This is a genomic window from Actinomycetes bacterium (assembly GCA_035506535.1).
Lineage (GTDB): Bacteria > Actinomycetota > Actinomycetes > DATJPE01 > DATJPE01 > DATJPE01.
This window is the reverse complement of sequence record DATJPE010000084.1, coordinates 1-15,942: the sequence shown is the minus strand read 5'-3', so window position 1 is coordinate 15,942 and position 15,942 is coordinate 1. Positions and strand designations below refer to the sequence as shown.

The 15,942-nt window shown below is 70.5% G+C and carries 14 protein-coding genes and 2 tRNA genes; 11 read left to right on the top strand and 5 right to left on the bottom strand.

Annotated elements, in window-relative coordinates:
* The 4 genes from VMI11_14115 to VMI11_14100 form a co-directional block, all read left to right on the top strand.
* Positions 1-1,160: FAD-dependent oxidoreductase (locus tag VMI11_14115; GenBank protein HTY73533.1), on the top strand; the 1,160-nt coding region annotated here is incomplete at its 5' end.
* A 54-nt stretch (positions 1,161-1,214) separates the two neighbouring features.
* The gene (locus VMI11_14110) at positions 1,215-1,697 is read left to right on the top strand and encodes a GNAT family N-acetyltransferase (GenBank protein HTY73532.1); all 483 of its coding nucleotides are present in this window, start codon (positions 1,215-1,217) and stop codon (positions 1,695-1,697) included.
* A 130-nt stretch (positions 1,698-1,827) separates the two neighbouring features.
* Complete coding sequence (dnaG, locus tag VMI11_14105) at positions 1,828-3,744, top strand: DNA primase (protein ID HTY73531.1); 1,917 nt, start codon at positions 1,828-1,830, stop codon at positions 3,742-3,744.
* A complete protein-coding gene (locus tag VMI11_14100) occupies positions 3,741-4,175 on the top strand; it encodes a hypothetical protein (GenBank protein HTY73530.1) in 435 nt (144 codons plus the stop codon). The genes dnaG and VMI11_14100 overlap by 4 nt, the downstream gene beginning before the upstream one ends.
* Before the next feature lie 29 nt (positions 4,176-4,204).
* On the opposite strand, the gene VMI11_14095 is transcribed toward VMI11_14100, so the two are convergent.
* Positions 4,205-4,513 carry a hypothetical protein gene (locus tag VMI11_14095; protein ID HTY73529.1) on the bottom strand — a complete coding sequence of 103 codons (309 nt, stop codon included), beginning with the start codon at positions 4,511-4,513 and terminating at the stop codon, positions 4,205-4,207.
* Positions 4,514-4,640: 127 nt separating this feature from the next.
* Between VMI11_14095 and VMI11_14090 the strand changes: the two genes are divergently transcribed.
* A tRNA-Asn gene (locus VMI11_14090) sits at positions 4,641-4,716 on the top strand.
* Between the two features lie 15 nt (positions 4,717-4,731).
* On the opposite strand, the gene VMI11_14085 is transcribed toward VMI11_14090, so the two are convergent.
* Positions 4,732-5,628 (bottom strand): DMT family transporter, encoded by an 897-nt coding sequence (locus VMI11_14085; GenBank protein ID HTY73528.1) that lies wholly within the window; start codon positions 5,626-5,628, stop codon positions 4,732-4,734.
* A 116-nt stretch (positions 5,629-5,744) separates the two neighbouring features.
* Between VMI11_14085 and VMI11_14080 the strand changes: the two genes are divergently transcribed.
* Together VMI11_14080 and VMI11_14075 are read left to right on the top strand one after the other, a co-directional pair.
* A tRNA-Ile gene (locus VMI11_14080) sits at positions 5,745-5,818 on the top strand.
* Between the two features lie 236 nt (positions 5,819-6,054).
* Positions 6,055-7,113: a hypothetical protein gene (locus VMI11_14075; GenBank protein HTY73527.1), complete on the top strand. Its 1,059-nt coding sequence runs from the start codon at positions 6,055-6,057 to the stop codon at positions 7,111-7,113.
* A gap of 10 nt (positions 7,114-7,123) precedes the next feature.
* On the opposite strand, the gene VMI11_14070 is transcribed toward VMI11_14075, so the two are convergent.
* Positions 7,124-7,876 (bottom strand): hypothetical protein, encoded by a 753-nt coding sequence (locus VMI11_14070; protein HTY73526.1) that lies wholly within the window; start codon positions 7,874-7,876, stop codon positions 7,124-7,126.
* A 149-nt stretch (positions 7,877-8,025) separates the two neighbouring features.
* Between VMI11_14070 and VMI11_14065 the strand changes: the two genes are divergently transcribed.
* The 4 genes from VMI11_14065 to VMI11_14050 all read left to right on the top strand — a co-directional run bounded on the left by VMI11_14065 (position 8,026) and on the right by VMI11_14050 (position 11,134).
* Positions 8,026-8,250, top strand: coding sequence for a hypothetical protein (locus VMI11_14065; protein HTY73525.1), 225 nt, complete (start codon positions 8,026-8,028; stop codon positions 8,248-8,250).
* A 134-nt stretch (positions 8,251-8,384) separates the two neighbouring features.
* Positions 8,385-8,624 carry a hypothetical protein gene (locus tag VMI11_14060; protein ID HTY73524.1) on the top strand — a complete coding sequence of 80 codons (240 nt, stop codon included), beginning with the start codon at positions 8,385-8,387 and terminating at the stop codon, positions 8,622-8,624.
* The gene (locus VMI11_14055; protein ID HTY73523.1) at positions 8,621-10,039 is read left to right on the top strand and encodes a hypothetical protein; all 1,419 of its coding nucleotides are present in this window, start codon (positions 8,621-8,623) and stop codon (positions 10,037-10,039) included. Before VMI11_14060 ends, VMI11_14055 begins: the two co-directional genes overlap by 4 nt.
* 477 nt (positions 10,040-10,516) lie before the next feature.
* Positions 10,517-11,134, top strand: coding sequence for an HGGxSTG domain-containing protein (locus VMI11_14050; protein HTY73522.1), 618 nt, complete (start codon positions 10,517-10,519; stop codon positions 11,132-11,134).
* Between the two features lie 213 nt (positions 11,135-11,347).
* Here the strand turns inward: VMI11_14050 and VMI11_14045 are convergent, their stop codons facing one another.
* Both VMI11_14045 and VMI11_14040 read right to left on the bottom strand, forming a co-directional pair.
* The gene (locus VMI11_14045) at positions 11,348-12,319 is read right to left on the bottom strand and encodes a hypothetical protein (GenBank protein ID HTY73521.1); all 972 of its coding nucleotides are present in this window, start codon (positions 12,317-12,319) and stop codon (positions 11,348-11,350) included.
* A 25-nt stretch (positions 12,320-12,344) separates the two neighbouring features.
* Positions 12,345-15,942: RHS repeat-associated core domain-containing protein (locus VMI11_14040; GenBank protein HTY73520.1), on the bottom strand; the 3,598-nt coding region annotated here is incomplete at its 5' end.

The window sequence follows — 15,942 nt, the reverse complement described above, 5'->3', positions numbered from 1 at the left end:
CCGAGGGCTTCGACGGCAGCGTGGTCCTCGTCTCGGGCGAGAAGCAGGTGCCGTACGAGCGTCCACCGCTGTCGAAGGGCTTCCTGCTCGGAACCGAGGCGGCCGAGAAGGCGCAGGTGCACGAGCCGGGCTGGTACGCCGCCCACGACGTCGACCTGCGCCTGGGCACCTGGGCCTCGGGGATCGACCTGGCCGCGCACACCGTCGCCCTCGAGGGCGGCGGCGCCGTGGGCTACGACCGCCTGCTGCTGGCCACGGGCGCCTTCCCCCGCAAGCTCGCGGTCCCCGGCGCCGAGGACGCGCCGCTGCACTACCTGCGCTCGCTGGCCAACAGCGAGCGGCTGCGTGCCGACCTGCAGCCGGGCGGCCGACGGGTCGTGGTGGTCGGCGGCGGCTGGATCGGCCTGGAGGTGGCCGCGGCCGCGCGGACGTACGGCAACGACGTGACCGTGATCGAGCCGCAGCCGGCGCCGCTGCTGGCCGCCCTGGGCGCGGAGATGGGCGGGGTGTTCGCCGACCTGCACCGGGCGAACGGGGTCGTCCTGGTGCTGGGGACGGGCGTCAGCGCCCTGGAGCGCCACGGCCCGTCGTGGACCGTCGTGGACGCCGCCGGCACCCCCCACGAGGCCGACGTCGTGGTGGTCGGCGTGGGCGCCCGGCCGGCGACCGACCTGGCGGAGGCCGCCGGGCTGGCCGTCGACAACGGGGTGGTCGTCGACGCGTCCCTGCGTACGTCGGACCCCGACGTGTTCGCGGCCGGCGACGTCGCGTCGGCGTACTCGCCGCTGCTCGGGCGGCACCTGCGCGTCGAGCACTGGGCCAACGCGCTGCACGCCGGCCCGGCCGCGGCACGCGCCATGCTCGGCCAGGAGGTCAGCTTCGACCGGGTGCCGTACTTCTACTCCGACCAGTACGACCTGGGCATGGAGTTCTCCGGCCACCCGGAGGGGTACGCGCGGGTCGTCACCCGAGGCGACGTCGCCGGCCGGGAGTTCGTCGCCTTCTGGCTCGACGCTGCGGACGTGGTGCTCGCCGGGATGAACGTCAACGTGTGGGACGTCACCGACGCGATCCAGGCCCTCGTCCGTGCCCGGCGCCCGGTCGACGTCGCGCGGCTCACCGACGCCGGCGTGCCGCTGGGGGAGGTCCTGGGTGCCTGAGGCTGCGCCGGGCCGGGGCGAGCGTGCCTAGGTCCGCGGCCCTCGAGGTGCGGCGTGGCTGAGCGTGCTGGGGGCGGGCGTGCGCTGCCGGCGGTCGAGGAGGTCTCGGTCGACGACGTCGTCTTGTTGCGCAGCGCCGTACTGCGTCCCGGGCTGGCGCTCGACGCCTCCCGGTACGCCGAGGACGGCGACCCGGGGGCGCACCACCTCGCGGTCCGTGGGCCCGACGGGCGGGTGGTCGGCTGCGCCACGTACTTCCCCTCGCCCTGGCCGGAGGGGTCCCCGCCGGTGGCCGGCCCGGCCTGGCGGCTGCGCGGGATGGCGAGCGCCGAGCAGGTGCGGGGCACCGGCGTCGGCTCGGCGCTGCTGCTGGCCGGGATCGACCTGGTCACCACCGCCGGCGGGCGCCTGCTCTGGTGCAACGCCCGTTCGGTGGCCCTCGACTTCTACCGCCGCCACGGCTTTCGCATCGAGCCCGAGGAGTTCCTCGAACCCCCGATGAACGTCCCCCACCACCGAGCCTGGCGCCCCTTGTAACGCCCCCCTTTTCTCGACTGAACGCGACATTGCTCCAATAGGACCGACTGAACGCCGCGTTCATTCGGAAGATCGGGGGCGGTGGACGGATCGGAGGGGGTACGTCGCCGGCGACCGTAGACTCGCTGGCATGGCCGGCCGGATCCGCGTGGAGGACGTGGCGGCTGTCCGGGAGCGGGCCCGCATCGAGGAGGTCGTCGGCGAGCGCGTCCAGCTGCGCTCGGCCGGCGGCGGCTCGCTGAAGGGCCTGTGCCCCTTCCACGACGAGAAGTCGCCGTCGTTCCAGGTCAGCCCGGCCAAGGGGCTGTTCTACTGCTTCGGCTGCGGAGTGGGTGGGGACGCCTTCGACTTCGTCGTCAAGCTCGACCACCTGAGCTTCAGCGAGGCCGTCGAGCAGCTCGCGGCGCGCACCGGGGTGCAGCTGCGCTACGAGGAGGCCGGGTCGGCACCCGGGCGGCAGCAGGGCCAGCGGACCCGGCTCGTGGCCGCGCACAAGGCGGCGGCCATGTACTACCAGGACCAGCTCGCGACGCCTGAGGCCGAGCCGGGCCGCCGCTTCCTCGCCGAACGCGGGTTCGACGACGAGGCCGTGCGCCGCTTCGCGGTCGGGTACGCCCCCGCGGGCTGGGACCACCTCACCCGCCACCTGCGCGGGGCCGGGTTCACCGACGCCGAGCTGCTGGCCGGCGGGCTGGTCGTCCAGGGACAGCGGGGCGTCTACGACCGCTTCCGGGGCCGCCTCGTCTGGCCGATCCGCGACCTGGCCGGCGACGTCGTCGGCTTCGGCGCCCGCAAGCTGCTGGCCGACGACGACGGGCCGAAGTACCTCAACACCCCGGAGACCCCCATCTATCGCAAGAGCCAGGTCCTCTACGGACTCGACCTGGCCAAGCGCGAGATCGCCAAGCAGCAGCGGGCGGTCGTCGTCGAGGGCTACACCGACGTCATGGCCTGCCACCTCGCCGGGGTGGACACGGCGATCGCGACCTGCGGGACCGCGTTCGGCAGCGAGCACATCAAGGTGCTGCGCCGCCTGCTCATGGACGACGACGCCCTGCGCGGTGAGGTGATCTTCACCTTCGACGGCGACGCCGCCGGGCAGAAAGCCGCGGTACGCGCCTTCGGCGAGGACCAGCAGTTCGTGACGCGCACCTTCGTCGCCATCGAGCGCTCGGGGCTGGACCCCTGCGAGCTGCGCCAGCAGCGCGGCGACGAGGCGGTCCGCGAGCTCGTCGAGTCACGGGTACCGCTCTTCGAGTTCGCCATCCGCTCGGTGCTGCGCGGCGAGGACCTGTCCTATCCCGAGGGCCGCATCGCCGCCCTCAACGAGGCCGCCCCGATCGTCGCCCGCATCCGAGACGTAGCGCTGCGCGACGAGTACGCCCGTCGGCTGTCCGGCTGGCTCGGGATGGAGGCCCGCCCGGTGGCCGAGGCGGTACGTGCGGCCGCGCGTACCGTCTCCGGGCGGACCCCCCGGGGTCCAGCGTCCGGCGACCGTTCGCAGCACGTGACCGAGGCGGTGGCCCGACCGGCCGAGAAGGGCGAGGCCGGCGCAGCCACCCGACCCGACCCGTCCGACCACCGGCTCACCGTCGACCGCGAGGCCCTGAAGTGCGCGATCCAGGTGCCGGCGCTGCTCGAGGACGGCTTCGACGCCCTGGTGCCCGAGGCGTTCGGGCACCCGGCGTACACGAAGGTGGCCGCGGTCGTGCTCGCCGCTGGCGGACCGCGCGCCGCGGCGGAGCAGCCCCGCGCGTGGGTCGAGACCCTGCAGGAGCTCGCTGGCGACGACACGATCCGTTCGCTGATCACCGAGCTGGCGGTGGAGCCGCTGCGCTGCGACGGCGAGCCGGACTCCCGCTACGCGAAGGCCCAAGCGGCGCGGGTGGGGGAGCGGGTGGTCGTGCGGCGCGAGGGCGAGCTCCGCTCGCAGCTGCAACGCCTCGACGGCTCGGACCCGCAAGCGATGCAGGAGCTCTTCGGCGAGCTGGTCGCGCTGGAGCAGCGACGCCGGGAGCTACGGGAGCTCGCAGTGGGGAGCGGGTGAGCCCCCGGACCGGCGCCGTGCTCGCTCAGGCCAGGCTGGTCACCGGCGAGGAGCTGCAGGCGACCAGGTTGGCGCTGCTCGTGCCGGCGCGCGGCCTGCGCATCGACTGGGACCGGGTCAACGCGGCGACGTGGGAGGACCCCCTCCTGCGGGTGGTCACGGCGCGCGAGACCCACGTCTTCGACGTCGAGGACTGCGGCCTGCTGCCCGAGGTCATCCGCGAACGGGTGCGCGCCTCGATCCTGGTCAGCGAGCACGTCGACCTGCGCGGCGACGCGGGAGCGCGCTTCAGCGCACGCCGCGTCCCGTTCGGGGACAGCGAGGTGCGCTGGACGGTGGCGTTCGACCCCGGCCTGGACCCCGCGGACCCCGAGCTGCGGCGGCTGGCGCACGAGGCCCTCGAGCGGCTGCGGCAGACGTACGGGGTCTGACCGGCGAGCCGCCGCCGACGACAGCGACGTCAGACGGTCGTGTCGCTGCTCTCGGTGATGTCGATCGAGGAGTCCGAGCCGTTCTGGCTGGCGCCGATCTTGGACTTCACGGCCGTCGTGACGTTGCCGGCCACGTCCTTGGCCTTCGCGACTGTTGCCGTACCGGCCGAGGTCGCGGCGGAGGTGGCCTTGGTCGCCCGGTCACGCAGCGCCGGGTCGTGGACGAAGGTGTCGGCGGCGTCGCGAAGCTGGGCGTACTGGCGACGGGCGGCGGAGGTTCCGGCGAGGAACCCCACGGCGGCGCCGAGGACGAAGCTCAACGGTTCGGTGAGGCGCATGTGGTCTCCTTGATCGGCTCGGGTCATACTCCATACCCGCCGACCGCCTTCTGCCAAGTGACCTGGCCGTTCGCGCGTCCGGGCGCCACGCAGCGTGCTGATAACCTGACTCGCCCGTAGTCGCTGATCCCGCGTAGCTCAATTGGCAGAGCATCCGACTGTTAATCGGACGGTTACTGGTTCGAGTCCAGTCGCGGGAGCCACCGCTCCCGCCTCCCTCAGGCCTCTGCCGGGAGCGCCTGCGCGGCCACTGGGCGCGCCTGAGGGGCCCGCCGAGTCGCGAGGTAAGAGCCGGCCAGGACGAGGACGAAACCGACCGCGGTACCGGCGGTGAACGGCTCCCCGAGCAGCCCCACGCCGAGCGCGACCGCGACGGCCGGGTTGACGTAGGTGATGACGGTCGCACGGACCGGGCCGACCTCCGCGATCAGCGCCAGGAACAGCACGAACGCGAGGGCGGTGCAGACCAGGGCGAGGGTGACCACCGAGGCCACGACCTCGGTGGACGGCCAGTATCCGGGCAGCTGGGCCACGCCCATCGGCAGGTAGATGGCCGCCGTCAGCAGGAGCGAGGCCGTGACCACGCCCAGCGGCGGGGCGTCGCTCAGTTTGTGGGAGAGGATCCACGGCCCGACCGCGTAGCAGACCGCGACACCGAACACGAGGCCCACGGACGGCAGGTCGATCTGGTCGAGGTCGAGGCCGACCAGCGCGGCCACGCCGGCCAGGCCGACCAGCAGGCCGAGCGCGCGCCTGGCGTGGAAGCGCTCGTGGTCGCCCGTGAAGCGGGCGATGACCGCGCCGACCAGCGGCACGGTCGCGACCAGCAGGCCGGTCAGCGAACTGGTCAGCTTCTGCTCGGCGTGCCCGAGCAGAAGCCACGGGATGGTGATCTCGACGATGGAGTAGAGCGCGAGCATCCGCCAGTGGGGGAGCAGCGGGCGCAGGTGCCGGCCCGAGATCGCGAAGGGCAGCAGCACCAGTGCGCCGAGGGCGGTCCGGCACAGCACGAGGGACGCCGGAGTCAGTTCGCGGACGGCGATCTTGATGAGCAGGTACGGGATCCCCCAGATGAGGCTCATGGCGACGAAGAGCACCAGGCCTCGGCGGGTCACACGTCGATCTCATCACGACGCCCCGACATGGACCCAGCGGGAATCGGCCGCGGCACGGCGCGGGTGGCCGGCGCCGGCGCCGGCGCGGGCACACGGGCCGTAGGGTCGCCGTAGGAGGGGCGGTAGCTCAGCCGGTCAGAGCAGCGGACTCATAATCCGTCGGTCGTGGGTTCGAGCCCCACCCGCCCCACCCTCCTGACCTGCACGGATGTCCTCGGTACGGCTCTCGGCGGGTACCGCGAGGGGGCCTTGTGGGAACGGTGTGGGAACAGACCGGGGGACGATCCCGCGAGCAGCCTCAGCGGCGGCCCGCCCGACGCCCTCTAACAGGTGGCTGTAGGTGTCGTTCGTGATGACGATCGAGGAGTGCCCGAGTCGCTTACTGATCACGGGCATGGGGACACCGGCCGCGAGCAGCACCGAGGCGTGACCGTGCCGCAGGTCGTGAAGCCGGACCCGGCGGAGTCCCGCCTTCCGGGCGAGGGTGACGAACCGGCGGCTGACCGAGTCCGGGTGCAGCGCCGACCCGTCCTCGCGGGTGAACACGAGCCCGGAGTCCTGCCACGCGGCGCCGAGCCTGTCCCGTTCCGCGTCCTGCAGCAGTCGGTGCGCGAGCAGGGTGCCGGTGGTCGCCTCGTCCAGCTCCACTACCCGGTCCTCCCCGGAGGCTGTCTTGGGCCGCCCCACGAGGGTCTCTCGGCCGAGCTTCACGATCTGCTGCCGCACACGCAGAACCTTGCGTTCGAGGTCGACGTCGACCCAGCGCAGGCCGCACACCTCCCCGCGGCGAAGCCCCGTCCAGACCATGACCTCGAACAAGGACCCGAGGCGGTCAGCAGCGGCGGCGTCGAGGAACCTGCCGAGCTCGTCGGGCTCCCACGGGTGCACGGGGGGACGGTGAGCTTCCGGCAGCTCGACGTGCACGGCTGGGTTGTACGGGAGGCGCCGCTGCTTCACCGCCGTGTTCAGCGCGGAGCGGAGGGTGGCATGGACCCGGCGCGCGGTCTGCGGGCCAGCGCCAGTGGCGAGGACGTGGTCGACGAGCCGGGTCACGTCCTCCGGGCGGAGCTGGTCCAGGGGTATCGCGCCGAGGACGGGGATCAGGTGCAGGCGCAGGTGCGCGGCGTAGGCGTGCCGGGTGGTCGCACGCAGGCTGCGCTTGCCGGCCAGCCACGCCTCGAGGAACTCCCCGGTCGTCTGCCGATCCGGTGCGCTCACCCCCCGGCCGAGCCGTTCCCGCAGCCCGTTCAGCGCCGAGAGTGCGTCCGCCTTGCGGGCGAAACCGCCGCGCCGGTAGGGCGTGGCTTGCCCGGGCAGCCTGATCTGCAGGTACCACGATCCGTGCTTGCCGTTGGCGGCCAGCTTGGGGCAGGCCGAGCCGAGTTGCTTGCCGTCCTCCCCTCGGCACGCGCAACGGCGGAACACCGACCCGGATCCGGTCATGACTTGACCGCCCTCAGATGTAGGGACGAGCGGGAGCATTGAATCTGTTGGTTCATGTCGAACTGTCCTTCCCTCGTGTGCGGGGTTGCACTCGGCGGGCGACGTCCTTGGCGGCGCGCGGGATGCCGGGGTGCTGGTACCTGACCGGCGGGGTGCGGTCGGTCGGGGTGTAGGCGCGGGGCTTGTCGGCGATCAGCCCGACCTTGCGGGCTCGGGTGATGTAGTTCGCGGCGGTCTGCTTGCTGGCGACGCCCATCCGCTGCTGCACCCACTCCAACCGCCCGTGTGCTGGCGCTTCGCTGCTGGTGTAGAGGCGCGCGGCTTCGATGACCCGGGGGGGCAGCTTGGTTTCGCGGCCGCTGACGTAGATCTCTGTCTGGTCGTCGACAAGGACTCTGCCCTCGGGTCCCCCCTTGCTGTGGTCGACGTCCTTCTCGGTGACGAACGCCCCGGCGGGTATGGCCTGACCGCGGACGTCGGACGGTCGCACTTTGCGGCCCCGTTTCCGGATCTTCTTCACCGCCTCGTTGACGGCGGTGGGCATGTTCCACGTGCGCAGGATGCTGCCCGAGATCTCCCAGCCGCTCTCTCGGGACGCTTCCAGGGAGAGTTCCTGAACACGGGGCTTACGGGGCGGCATCGTGACGATGACCAGGTGGGCGGTCACGCCTCCCAGCGCCGGCTCGTTCACCGTGGCACGGAAGCGAGCGGGCACGTAGTACAGGTGGCCACTGCTGGTGCGCTCCAGGAGGACGGGCTGGGTAGGCGGGATCTCCTCGACGGTGATCCTCCTCGCCTCGGTCAACGAGTACCTCCCTTCAAGTTCTCGCCGTGACGTTGGTCCTGTCCCATCCCGTCACCCACGCTGAACACGGATGCGGCGGGATGCAGTAGCAGTCTAAAAGGTGACTACTCGTTACACAAGGTACTACCCGAGAACCGAGGGGAGTTGCGATGGGTATGAGTCGGCAGGAGCTCCTCGCCCTGCCAGCCGTGGTCAGCCCCGACCCGGTCGCCTTCAAGGCATTCGACATGTCCCGAGGCAAGGGCTACGAGCTGCTGAAGACGGGGACGTTCCCGTGCAAGGTGATCCGGATCGGCGTCAGCTACAAGGTCGTCACCGGGGGCCCGGACGGACTCCTCGCCGCCCTCGGAATCGAGCCGGCGGCAGGGTCATGAACGCCGAACGCCGACCCGAGCGGCGGCCCGGGGCGGCGTCCACGTCGTTTGGCGGCGACGACGTCACGTTACCCCCGTCGGCCGACATTGACGCGACCGCGTGGGCGTCACGGATCCGGGCCGAGCACGGATGGGTGAAGCACACCATCGAGGTCGGCCCGGAGGCCCCAGGGAGCCAGATTCGCAGACGCCGTACCGCCGCGAACAGGTGCACCGCACTCGACACGGGCCACCGGGACCCGTGGCAGCGGCAGCCGGTCCCGTGGCGCCGTGACCCGGCGATCGCGGCCTGGTGGACGCTGAACGACCTCGGTCTGCTCACCGACCCGCGGTGGCGGCAGGTCATCGAGGACACGCTCCGGGGGCCGGTGTGAGCGCGCGACTGCTCGACGACTGCCTCACTGTATTCCGGCGCTGGCTGTTCCTCGACGACCCCGCGCCGCTGTACGCCGTCGCGGCCGCCGTCGCTGCGAACCTTGCACCAGGCGACCCCGTGTGGCTGCTGCTCGTCGCCCCGCCGTCAACCGGCAAGACCGAGGTGCTGCAGTCCGTGTCTCCACTGCCCTACGTCCACCCCGTCGCCACCCTCACCGAACCGGCACTGCTGTCCGGCAGCCCCAAGAAGGACGTGAGCAAGCAGGCCACCGGCGGGATGCTGCGCCAGGTCGGCGACTTCGGGGTGCTCCTCGCAAAGGACTTCACGAGCGTCCTCAGCATGCAGCGCGACTCCCGCTCGCAGGTTCTCGCCGCCCTCCGGGAGATCTACGACGGCAGCTGGGACCGCCCGGTCGGCGCAGACGGCGGGAACGTCCTGCATTGGGACGGCAAGTGCGGACTCATCGGCGGCGTCACACCCGTCCTCGACCGGCACCACGCCGTCATCGCCGGACTGGGCGACAGGTTCATCCTGCTTCGCCTCCCCGACGTTGACCCGGCATCCACCGGCGCGCTCGCACTGGCCCACGTCGGCTACGAGCGGCAGATGCGCCAGGAGCTCGCCGACGCGATGAGCGGACTGGTTGCCGGTGCGGACATCTCCATGGTGTCCCGCGCCCTCACCGCGCAGGAGAACGCCAGGCTCATCGCGCTCGCCACCTACACCGTGCGGGCACGCACCGGCGTCGAACGAGACGGCTACACCAGCGAGCTCCTCCTCATGCCGCAGATCGAAGGCCCCGGACGACTCGTCACTGCGCTACGCCGGATGCTCGGCGGCCTCGAAGCCATCGGCTGCGACCCCGACACCGCATGGAGCATCGTCGGCCGCATCGCCATCGACTGCGTCCCGGCAATCCGCACCGCCCTAATCCGGGTCCTGCTCACCGACCCTCACGTGGCGCTACGCACGTCCGCAGCCGCTGAGCGGGTGGGCATGGTCACCCGGACCGCCAGCCGCCACCTCGAAGACCTGGCGCTGCTCGGCCTCGCCACCCGGACCAAGAAGTCCGAAGCCGACAACTCGGCCGACCTGTGGTCCGCGAGCGACTGGCTCATAGCTCACTGGCCCGAAAGTACGACAGAGATTCCTCCCCCAATACACGAAACACTAGTAAGAGATACGGGGGACCCGGAATCTCTGTCGCACCTCGACGGCAGCAACGCGCAGCACCCGGACTCTCTGTCTCACCCCGCCGACACACGCGCTCGCGGCCTCGCCCTGCCGCGGATGGGGTCTGCCGCTGGTCGAGACGTTGCGCGCGCGCGGGACGGCCTAGGCGACGTGCTCACCGGTAGGGGTCTCGCCCAGCACCCCACCTGCATCCCGCTCCAGCCAACCCCGACGTCGTGACCCGCGGCGCCGACAACAACCAACACAGAGAGGACAGGCACATGCTCATCGACCAAGGAGAGAGCAACTGGCTGCGCTGCGAGCGTTGCCGTGGAGAGGACGAGAACTGTCGCAGGCTCCACGACACGGTCACGAGGACCGACTGGTCCCTGTGCCGTGACTGCGCCGCCGACATCGGCGACGACGTCCCCCGCGCCACGGTCGCTTACCGCTGGTGACGAAGGCCGCGCAGCGGCGGCCGCTCGTGCTCGCTGCCGCTGCGCAGCCTTCCGTGGCCGCCTTTGTGAAGGAGATGGATGTCCATGACCCAGGGACCCGCCCCGCGGGACGTTCCCACGCCGTCCTCACACGCCGCTTCCGCGCAGGCCAGCGGCGTGCCGTCGGATATCCAATCCGCTGGCCGCCGTGCCCGAGATCAAGCGCTGGGTCTTAGACCCCAACTTAGCCTTTTGGCAATCCTGACCAGGGAGGGCACACATGACGGCCAACAAGCGGAACGAAGGCCAGCGGTGCACCGCACACGCCCGCTCGGGCAAGCGCTGCGGGTCGTGGCCTGTTGCCGGAGCGACGGTCTGCCGCATGCACGGGGGGTCTGCTCCGCAGGTCCGCGCCGCCGCGAAGCGCCGGCTCTTACGCCAAGCCGCGGAGGACGAAGCTGAAGCGCTCCTGGCGTTCGAGGGTCTCGACGGCGTGGTCGACCCTTTGGAGCTGGTTTCGCAGCTCGCCGCGAAGTCGGACGCGATGCTCAGGGCGCTCGGGGTGCGGGTCAACGACCTTGAGGACATCCGTTACACCACGGCAGGCGGCGTGGAGCAGCTGCGCGCGGAGGTGACCCTGTACGAACGTGCCCTGGACCGGACCGCGAGGCTTCTCAAGATCCTTATCGGCGCTGGTTACGCAGAACGGCGGGCGCGGATCGATGAAGAGATCGCCGCTGCCCTCATCAGCGCCTTAGATCAAGTCGCCGAAGAACTAGGTCTCACCCGTGAGCAGCAGACCGTGCTTCCCGCGCTCGTCCACCGTGCCATCGCTGCCGAGACCCCGACTAGCTGCACCACCGTCACAGCCAGACCCCAACGCATGGGGTCCAGGTAACCTGGGGAGGTGCTAGGGGTCGGGGTCTCGACACTGGGCACGCCCGCCAGGCTAGGGGTGCGCCCAGACTCATGGCGCGATCACCCCACTACCCCGCATCACCCACGAGCTGCTGCAGCCCCCTTGGAGAGCGGCAGGTCACCGCTGGATCTGCTGAAGGCGCAGCGCTCCCACCCCCTGGATTGATCTGGAATCGGCATGGCGCCAGCGGCACTAAGTCTGGGGCGAGTCAGCCTCGGTGGCATGCCTCGGCGGGGTGATGCGCGCGGCCCCGAGCGGCACTGGCCCCTCGGATGCGACGGTGCGCAGCGGGTGCTCGCGCTGCCGTTGGGCGCGCATGATGACGCGGTCAGCGCGCTCGGGCGGGATGCCCTGCGCGGTCAGCGCGTTGCCGATCTCCGCCGCCCAGTCGATCTCCTCGGCCTCGGCCTCGCTCACCTCGACCCCGAACCCGGTCCCGTCCCCGCCCGGCCGGACGGTGATCTCCCAGACCCGCTCGCCCAGCCCGAGCGGGTCGGCGAACGGGATGAACTGCAGCCGGCGCGGCTGGACCCAGCGCAGCGTGCGCGCCGAGCGGCGCATCCCCTCCGAGGTGGTGAAGGTCAGGAACTGCGGGGTCTGGGCCACCACCGTCCCCGTCGGATCGCTCACCTCGACCACGGCCCGGCCGAACCCGTCGTCGTGCAGCCAGTACCGCGGCCGCGCCCTCAACCGCCGTCCGGGCGCGGACTTCCAGGCGCCATCGAGGCGATAGGCGAACCCCGCCGCCAGCACCGCCGCCCGGGCCGCCTCGAACGGCTCGGGGTCCAGGCCCCGGTACTCGGCCATCTGCACCGCGATCGAGTGCACCGCGTCCAGCACCCAGGTCTTCGCCGCGACGGCCTCCCACGACGAGAACCTCTCGGGTGCGCAGATATGACCCCACTCCATGGAGTCCTGTGCACCGGACACGTACTTGGCCCAGCCCCAGTCCTGGCGTCCGGGCGGGTAGTCGACCGCGCTGATGCGCAGGATCGAGCAGTGCATCGCGACCCGATGAGCCCTCACCTCTTCGCTGTACACCTCGCACAGCGCCCGCGAGATCCGGCACATCCGATCAGTGCTCTCGTCCCGTCCCTCGACTCCCCACCGGCGGTCATAGAAGCCCGAGAACGGGTAGATCTGTACATGCCGCAGAATCGGCACCTGCGCTACCTCCGGAGCCTCGGAATCACATCCCGCTGGGTTGGCCTTCAGGGAACTGGTCATTTTCTGTGAAATACTCCAAAATGAGCAAGTACTCTTGGACTCTAGCCTGCCAGCGAGTGGAGTAGCTCGCTAGTGGCTCGTAGCCGCAGTCGCCACCACCGGCAAGGTCCGCCTTCTTCCTGCATTTGTTGAGCTGGGATTTCGGCCGCTCCCACGAGCGGTTCGTGGTGATCCCGTATTTCCAAACGTCCGTTGGCGCGCCGGCGTACCTAACAATCCAGATGTAGTAGACGCCCGTCCAGCCTTCATAGCAGTTTGAGGTCTTGCTTCGTTTCAAAGCTTCCGAGCAGTCCTCACGTTTCGTCGGCTTAGGCGTCTTCTTCAGGGCCTCTTCGGACATGCCCTCGAGCAGCTTGGCGGACACGCCGATGAGGGCGGCCACGGCCGCCGCGAGGCTGGCGACGGTCGGCGGGAAGTTGATGACTGGAAGAGCGACAGGGGCGCCTCCCGCACCACATGGGGCCGCACACATGGAGTCACCAGATAGATCTGCGCCATCCACCGGGTCCGTGGGGTAGGTGTACGCATTCGCGTTTCCACCCTCGATGCTGTCAGATTGCAGGAACCGACCTGTGAATGGGTTATAGACCCGGCTTCCCATCAGCACCAAACCCGTTGCCGAACTGGCATCCCGCTGAGCGCCACCCAGCCAGCCGTAGCGGGCTGGCGCGGTGTCCCCGGCCCGGGTGAGACCGAATTCGGTGCTCTCGGAATAGGACGCGATCCCGGTAGCTGACGTCTGGTCAGGAACGGTGGCAACGATGTCGGAGTGAAGATCGGTGAGTTTTAGCGTGGCCTGCGAGGAGGTTTGGAGAGCCGCCAGGCTTCCGTCGACCCCGATGACGTTCCGGGTCCACGTCCCGTCCTTCTCGGTAACCCAAACTGGGCTGTCACCCGAGCCCGAGTAGTGATCCGTGACAGTGCCGGGGTTCGAACCACCCGAGTCCTGAATGGTCAGGACGCGCAGACCGGGATCGAGACTGACTGTCCGTACGGCCGACCCGGAGGTCATCGTGTTGACGGTGTCGTTGGCGTAGTACGTCAGCGTGCTGGCCGAGGCGGCGTCGCCGGCGGGGATCGTCAGTGTTCGGCCGAGGTCGTCGTAGCTGTAGCCGGTGTTGGTGATCCGGTCCGCCGTGTCGAAGGTGTTGGTGATGGTGGTCGGGGTGGTCGCGGTGGAGCAGGCCCCCCCGGATACGGCGGGGTAGCTGGTCAGGCTGGTCCGGTTGGAGTCCAGCCCGCCGGTCAGGGTCGGGTCGAACGCATACACCCTGGTGGTGCAGAATCCGCTGACGGTGTCAGCCACGCTGGTCAGCCGGGCGTCGGGGTCGTAGCCGTAGGACTGGGCGGACTGCGGGCTGGTGTCGGTGGCGGCCTGGTCCTGGCTGGTGAAGGTGCGGGTGAACTCCAGCCACGTCGACGTCTTCGCGTACCTCAGGGCGACCGGCTCCCCGACATCGTTGGCGGTCGTGGTGGCGACCAGCCCGCTCGGGTAGGTCTGGCTCGCGAGGTCCCCACCCGCGTCATAGGTCGCGGAGAACACCGACGGGTTGGCGCCCATCCCGGTGTCTAGCGCGGTGACCAGGCTGCGGTGCTCGTTGGAGGAGTCGTAGGTGTAGGTGGCGGTGCCCTTCCCGTCCGCCACGGTCGCGACCCGCCCGTCGATGTCGTAGCCGGTGGTGGTCACATTCCCGGTCGCGTCGGTGTAGGTGTGCACCCGGCCGAGGGTGTCGTAGGTCTGGCCGATCGACCCGCCTGAGGTCGAGACCGAGGTGACAAACCCGGTCGTAGGGTCGTAGGTGATGGTGGCGGGCGGTAGTGGTGTGCCTCCGGAAGCCGTCGGCGAGACAGACAGATTGTCCCCGGTCACACGCCCGACCGAGTCGTAGCTGAGGGTGACTGTCCGGATGGTGCTCGTACCGGGATATGTCTCAGTGATCGTGACCGGGTCTCCATAAAGGTCATAGGTCTGGGCACGAACCGGCAGGGGAGCCCCGGACGGCTGGGCGGCCGGGGCGGTCTGGCACACCATCCCGGCCAGCGCCGGGTTGCCGTTGCACGTCCCGGTCCCGGTCGCGGTCCAGTAGGTAGCAATAGTGGTTCCCGCGCCGCCGCCGGAGGAGTTACCGGGCAGCCGGGTCTCGACCACCTGGCCCTGCGGGTTGTAGCGGGTGGTGGTGATGATGTCGTTGCTCCCGCCCATGTGCACCGTGGAGCGGGTGGGTTCGCGCAGGCTCCACCCGGTGGGGTCCCCGGAGACGATCGCTCCGTAGCCGGTGACGGTGGAGCGGGTGTCGTGGTCGGTGCCGTCGAGGGTCCGTGCGCTGGTCGCCGTGTTGGTGGGCAGGTAGTAGGTCGCCCCGCCCGGGGAGCCCTGGTCGTAGTCGGTGTGGACGTGGGTCCGGGCGTCCACGATGGTCGCGTTGTCGAGCCGGACCTGGTGGATCGGCCCCAGGGTGTCGGTCAGCTCCACCCCGGTCGAGTCGTAGGTGTCCTCGCTGTCCAGCATCGCGGCCCGGGTGACCGAGGAGGCGGTGTTGCGGACCGCGTTGGCGTACCCGGACGCCCACGACGCCGCGTTCGAGGTGTCCAGCGCCTCCGCGCGCTCCCGCGCGCCGAGGGTACGGACCAGGCTCCCGTTCGCCGCATACGTGGTCGTGTCGATCTGCCAGGCACCGGCGCCGTAGCCGGCGTCGTTGACGTCACGACCGTCGGCGTCCAGGTAGCTGATCGGCGCGTAGGGCCAGTCCGAGGCGGTCGGGGTGCCGGAGGGGACGTGGTCGGGGGGGAACACCGCGGTCCCGGTCACCGGCAGGTCGCTGTTCTGCCCCCAGGTCGCCATCGCGGTCGCGGACAGGTCGGGCAGCCCGGTGGAGCCACCCCCGCCGGCCGGGTTGATCCCGTAGGCCATCGTCCAGGTCGCGGTCTGCCCCAGCGCCGCGTCGGGACGCCACACGGTCGCGACCCGGTTGCTGCCGTCATAGGTGATGGTCCAGGCGGCCAGTCCGGGTGGGGTGTAGGTCTGCAGCCGGTTCGTCCCTGAGTAGTAGCCGTACTGGGTCATCACATGCGAGCCGGAGTGGTCCAGCCGCGGGTCCCACGCCTGCACCAGCCGCCCGGCGGAGTCGTAGGCGTAGTGCGCCACCTCGATGGTGGTCATCGTGTTGGTGTTCTGGGGATCGGCCGCGGTGTAGGTGATGCTCTTGAGGCGTCCCGCGAAGTCCCCCGGGGGCGTTGACGTGGACGATGAGGCGTAGGCCAGGGTCAAGGTTCGGCAGCCGGCCGTCGACGTCGGCGCCGACGTGCACGACACCCCGCTCGGGGCGGGGGCGACGATCTGGGTGACCCGGTTCGACCCGTCGTAGGTGTAGGAGGTGGTCAGCGAGCCTGGCTCGGCGATCGAGGACACCAGCCAGACCGTCCCGGTCTTCGTCCACGTGGTCACGGTCGAGTCCGCGTCGGTCAGGGTGAACGAGGTCGTGGACACCTTGGTCAGCACACTGCCGTCCGCTGAGGCGTCGCCCTTCCCGGTGAAGGACACCGGGTAGGTGGTCGGCGAG

Bases quoted from the DNA above. Each gene is read 5' to 3' on its own strand.
- dnaG (HTY73531.1), top strand. From the start codon at position 1,828: ATGGCCGGCCGGATCCGCGTGGAGGACGTGGCGGCTGTCCGGGAGCGG.
- VMI11_14095 (HTY73529.1), bottom strand. From the start codon at position 4,513: ATGCGCCTCACCGAACCGTTGAGCTTCGTCCTCGGCGCCGCCGTGGGG.
- VMI11_14065 (HTY73525.1), top strand. From the start codon at position 8,026: ATGGGTATGAGTCGGCAGGAGCTCCTCGCCCTGCCAGCCGTGGTCAGC.
- VMI11_14050 (HTY73522.1), top strand. From the start codon at position 10,517: ATGACGGCCAACAAGCGGAACGAAGGCCAGCGGTGCACCGCACACGCC.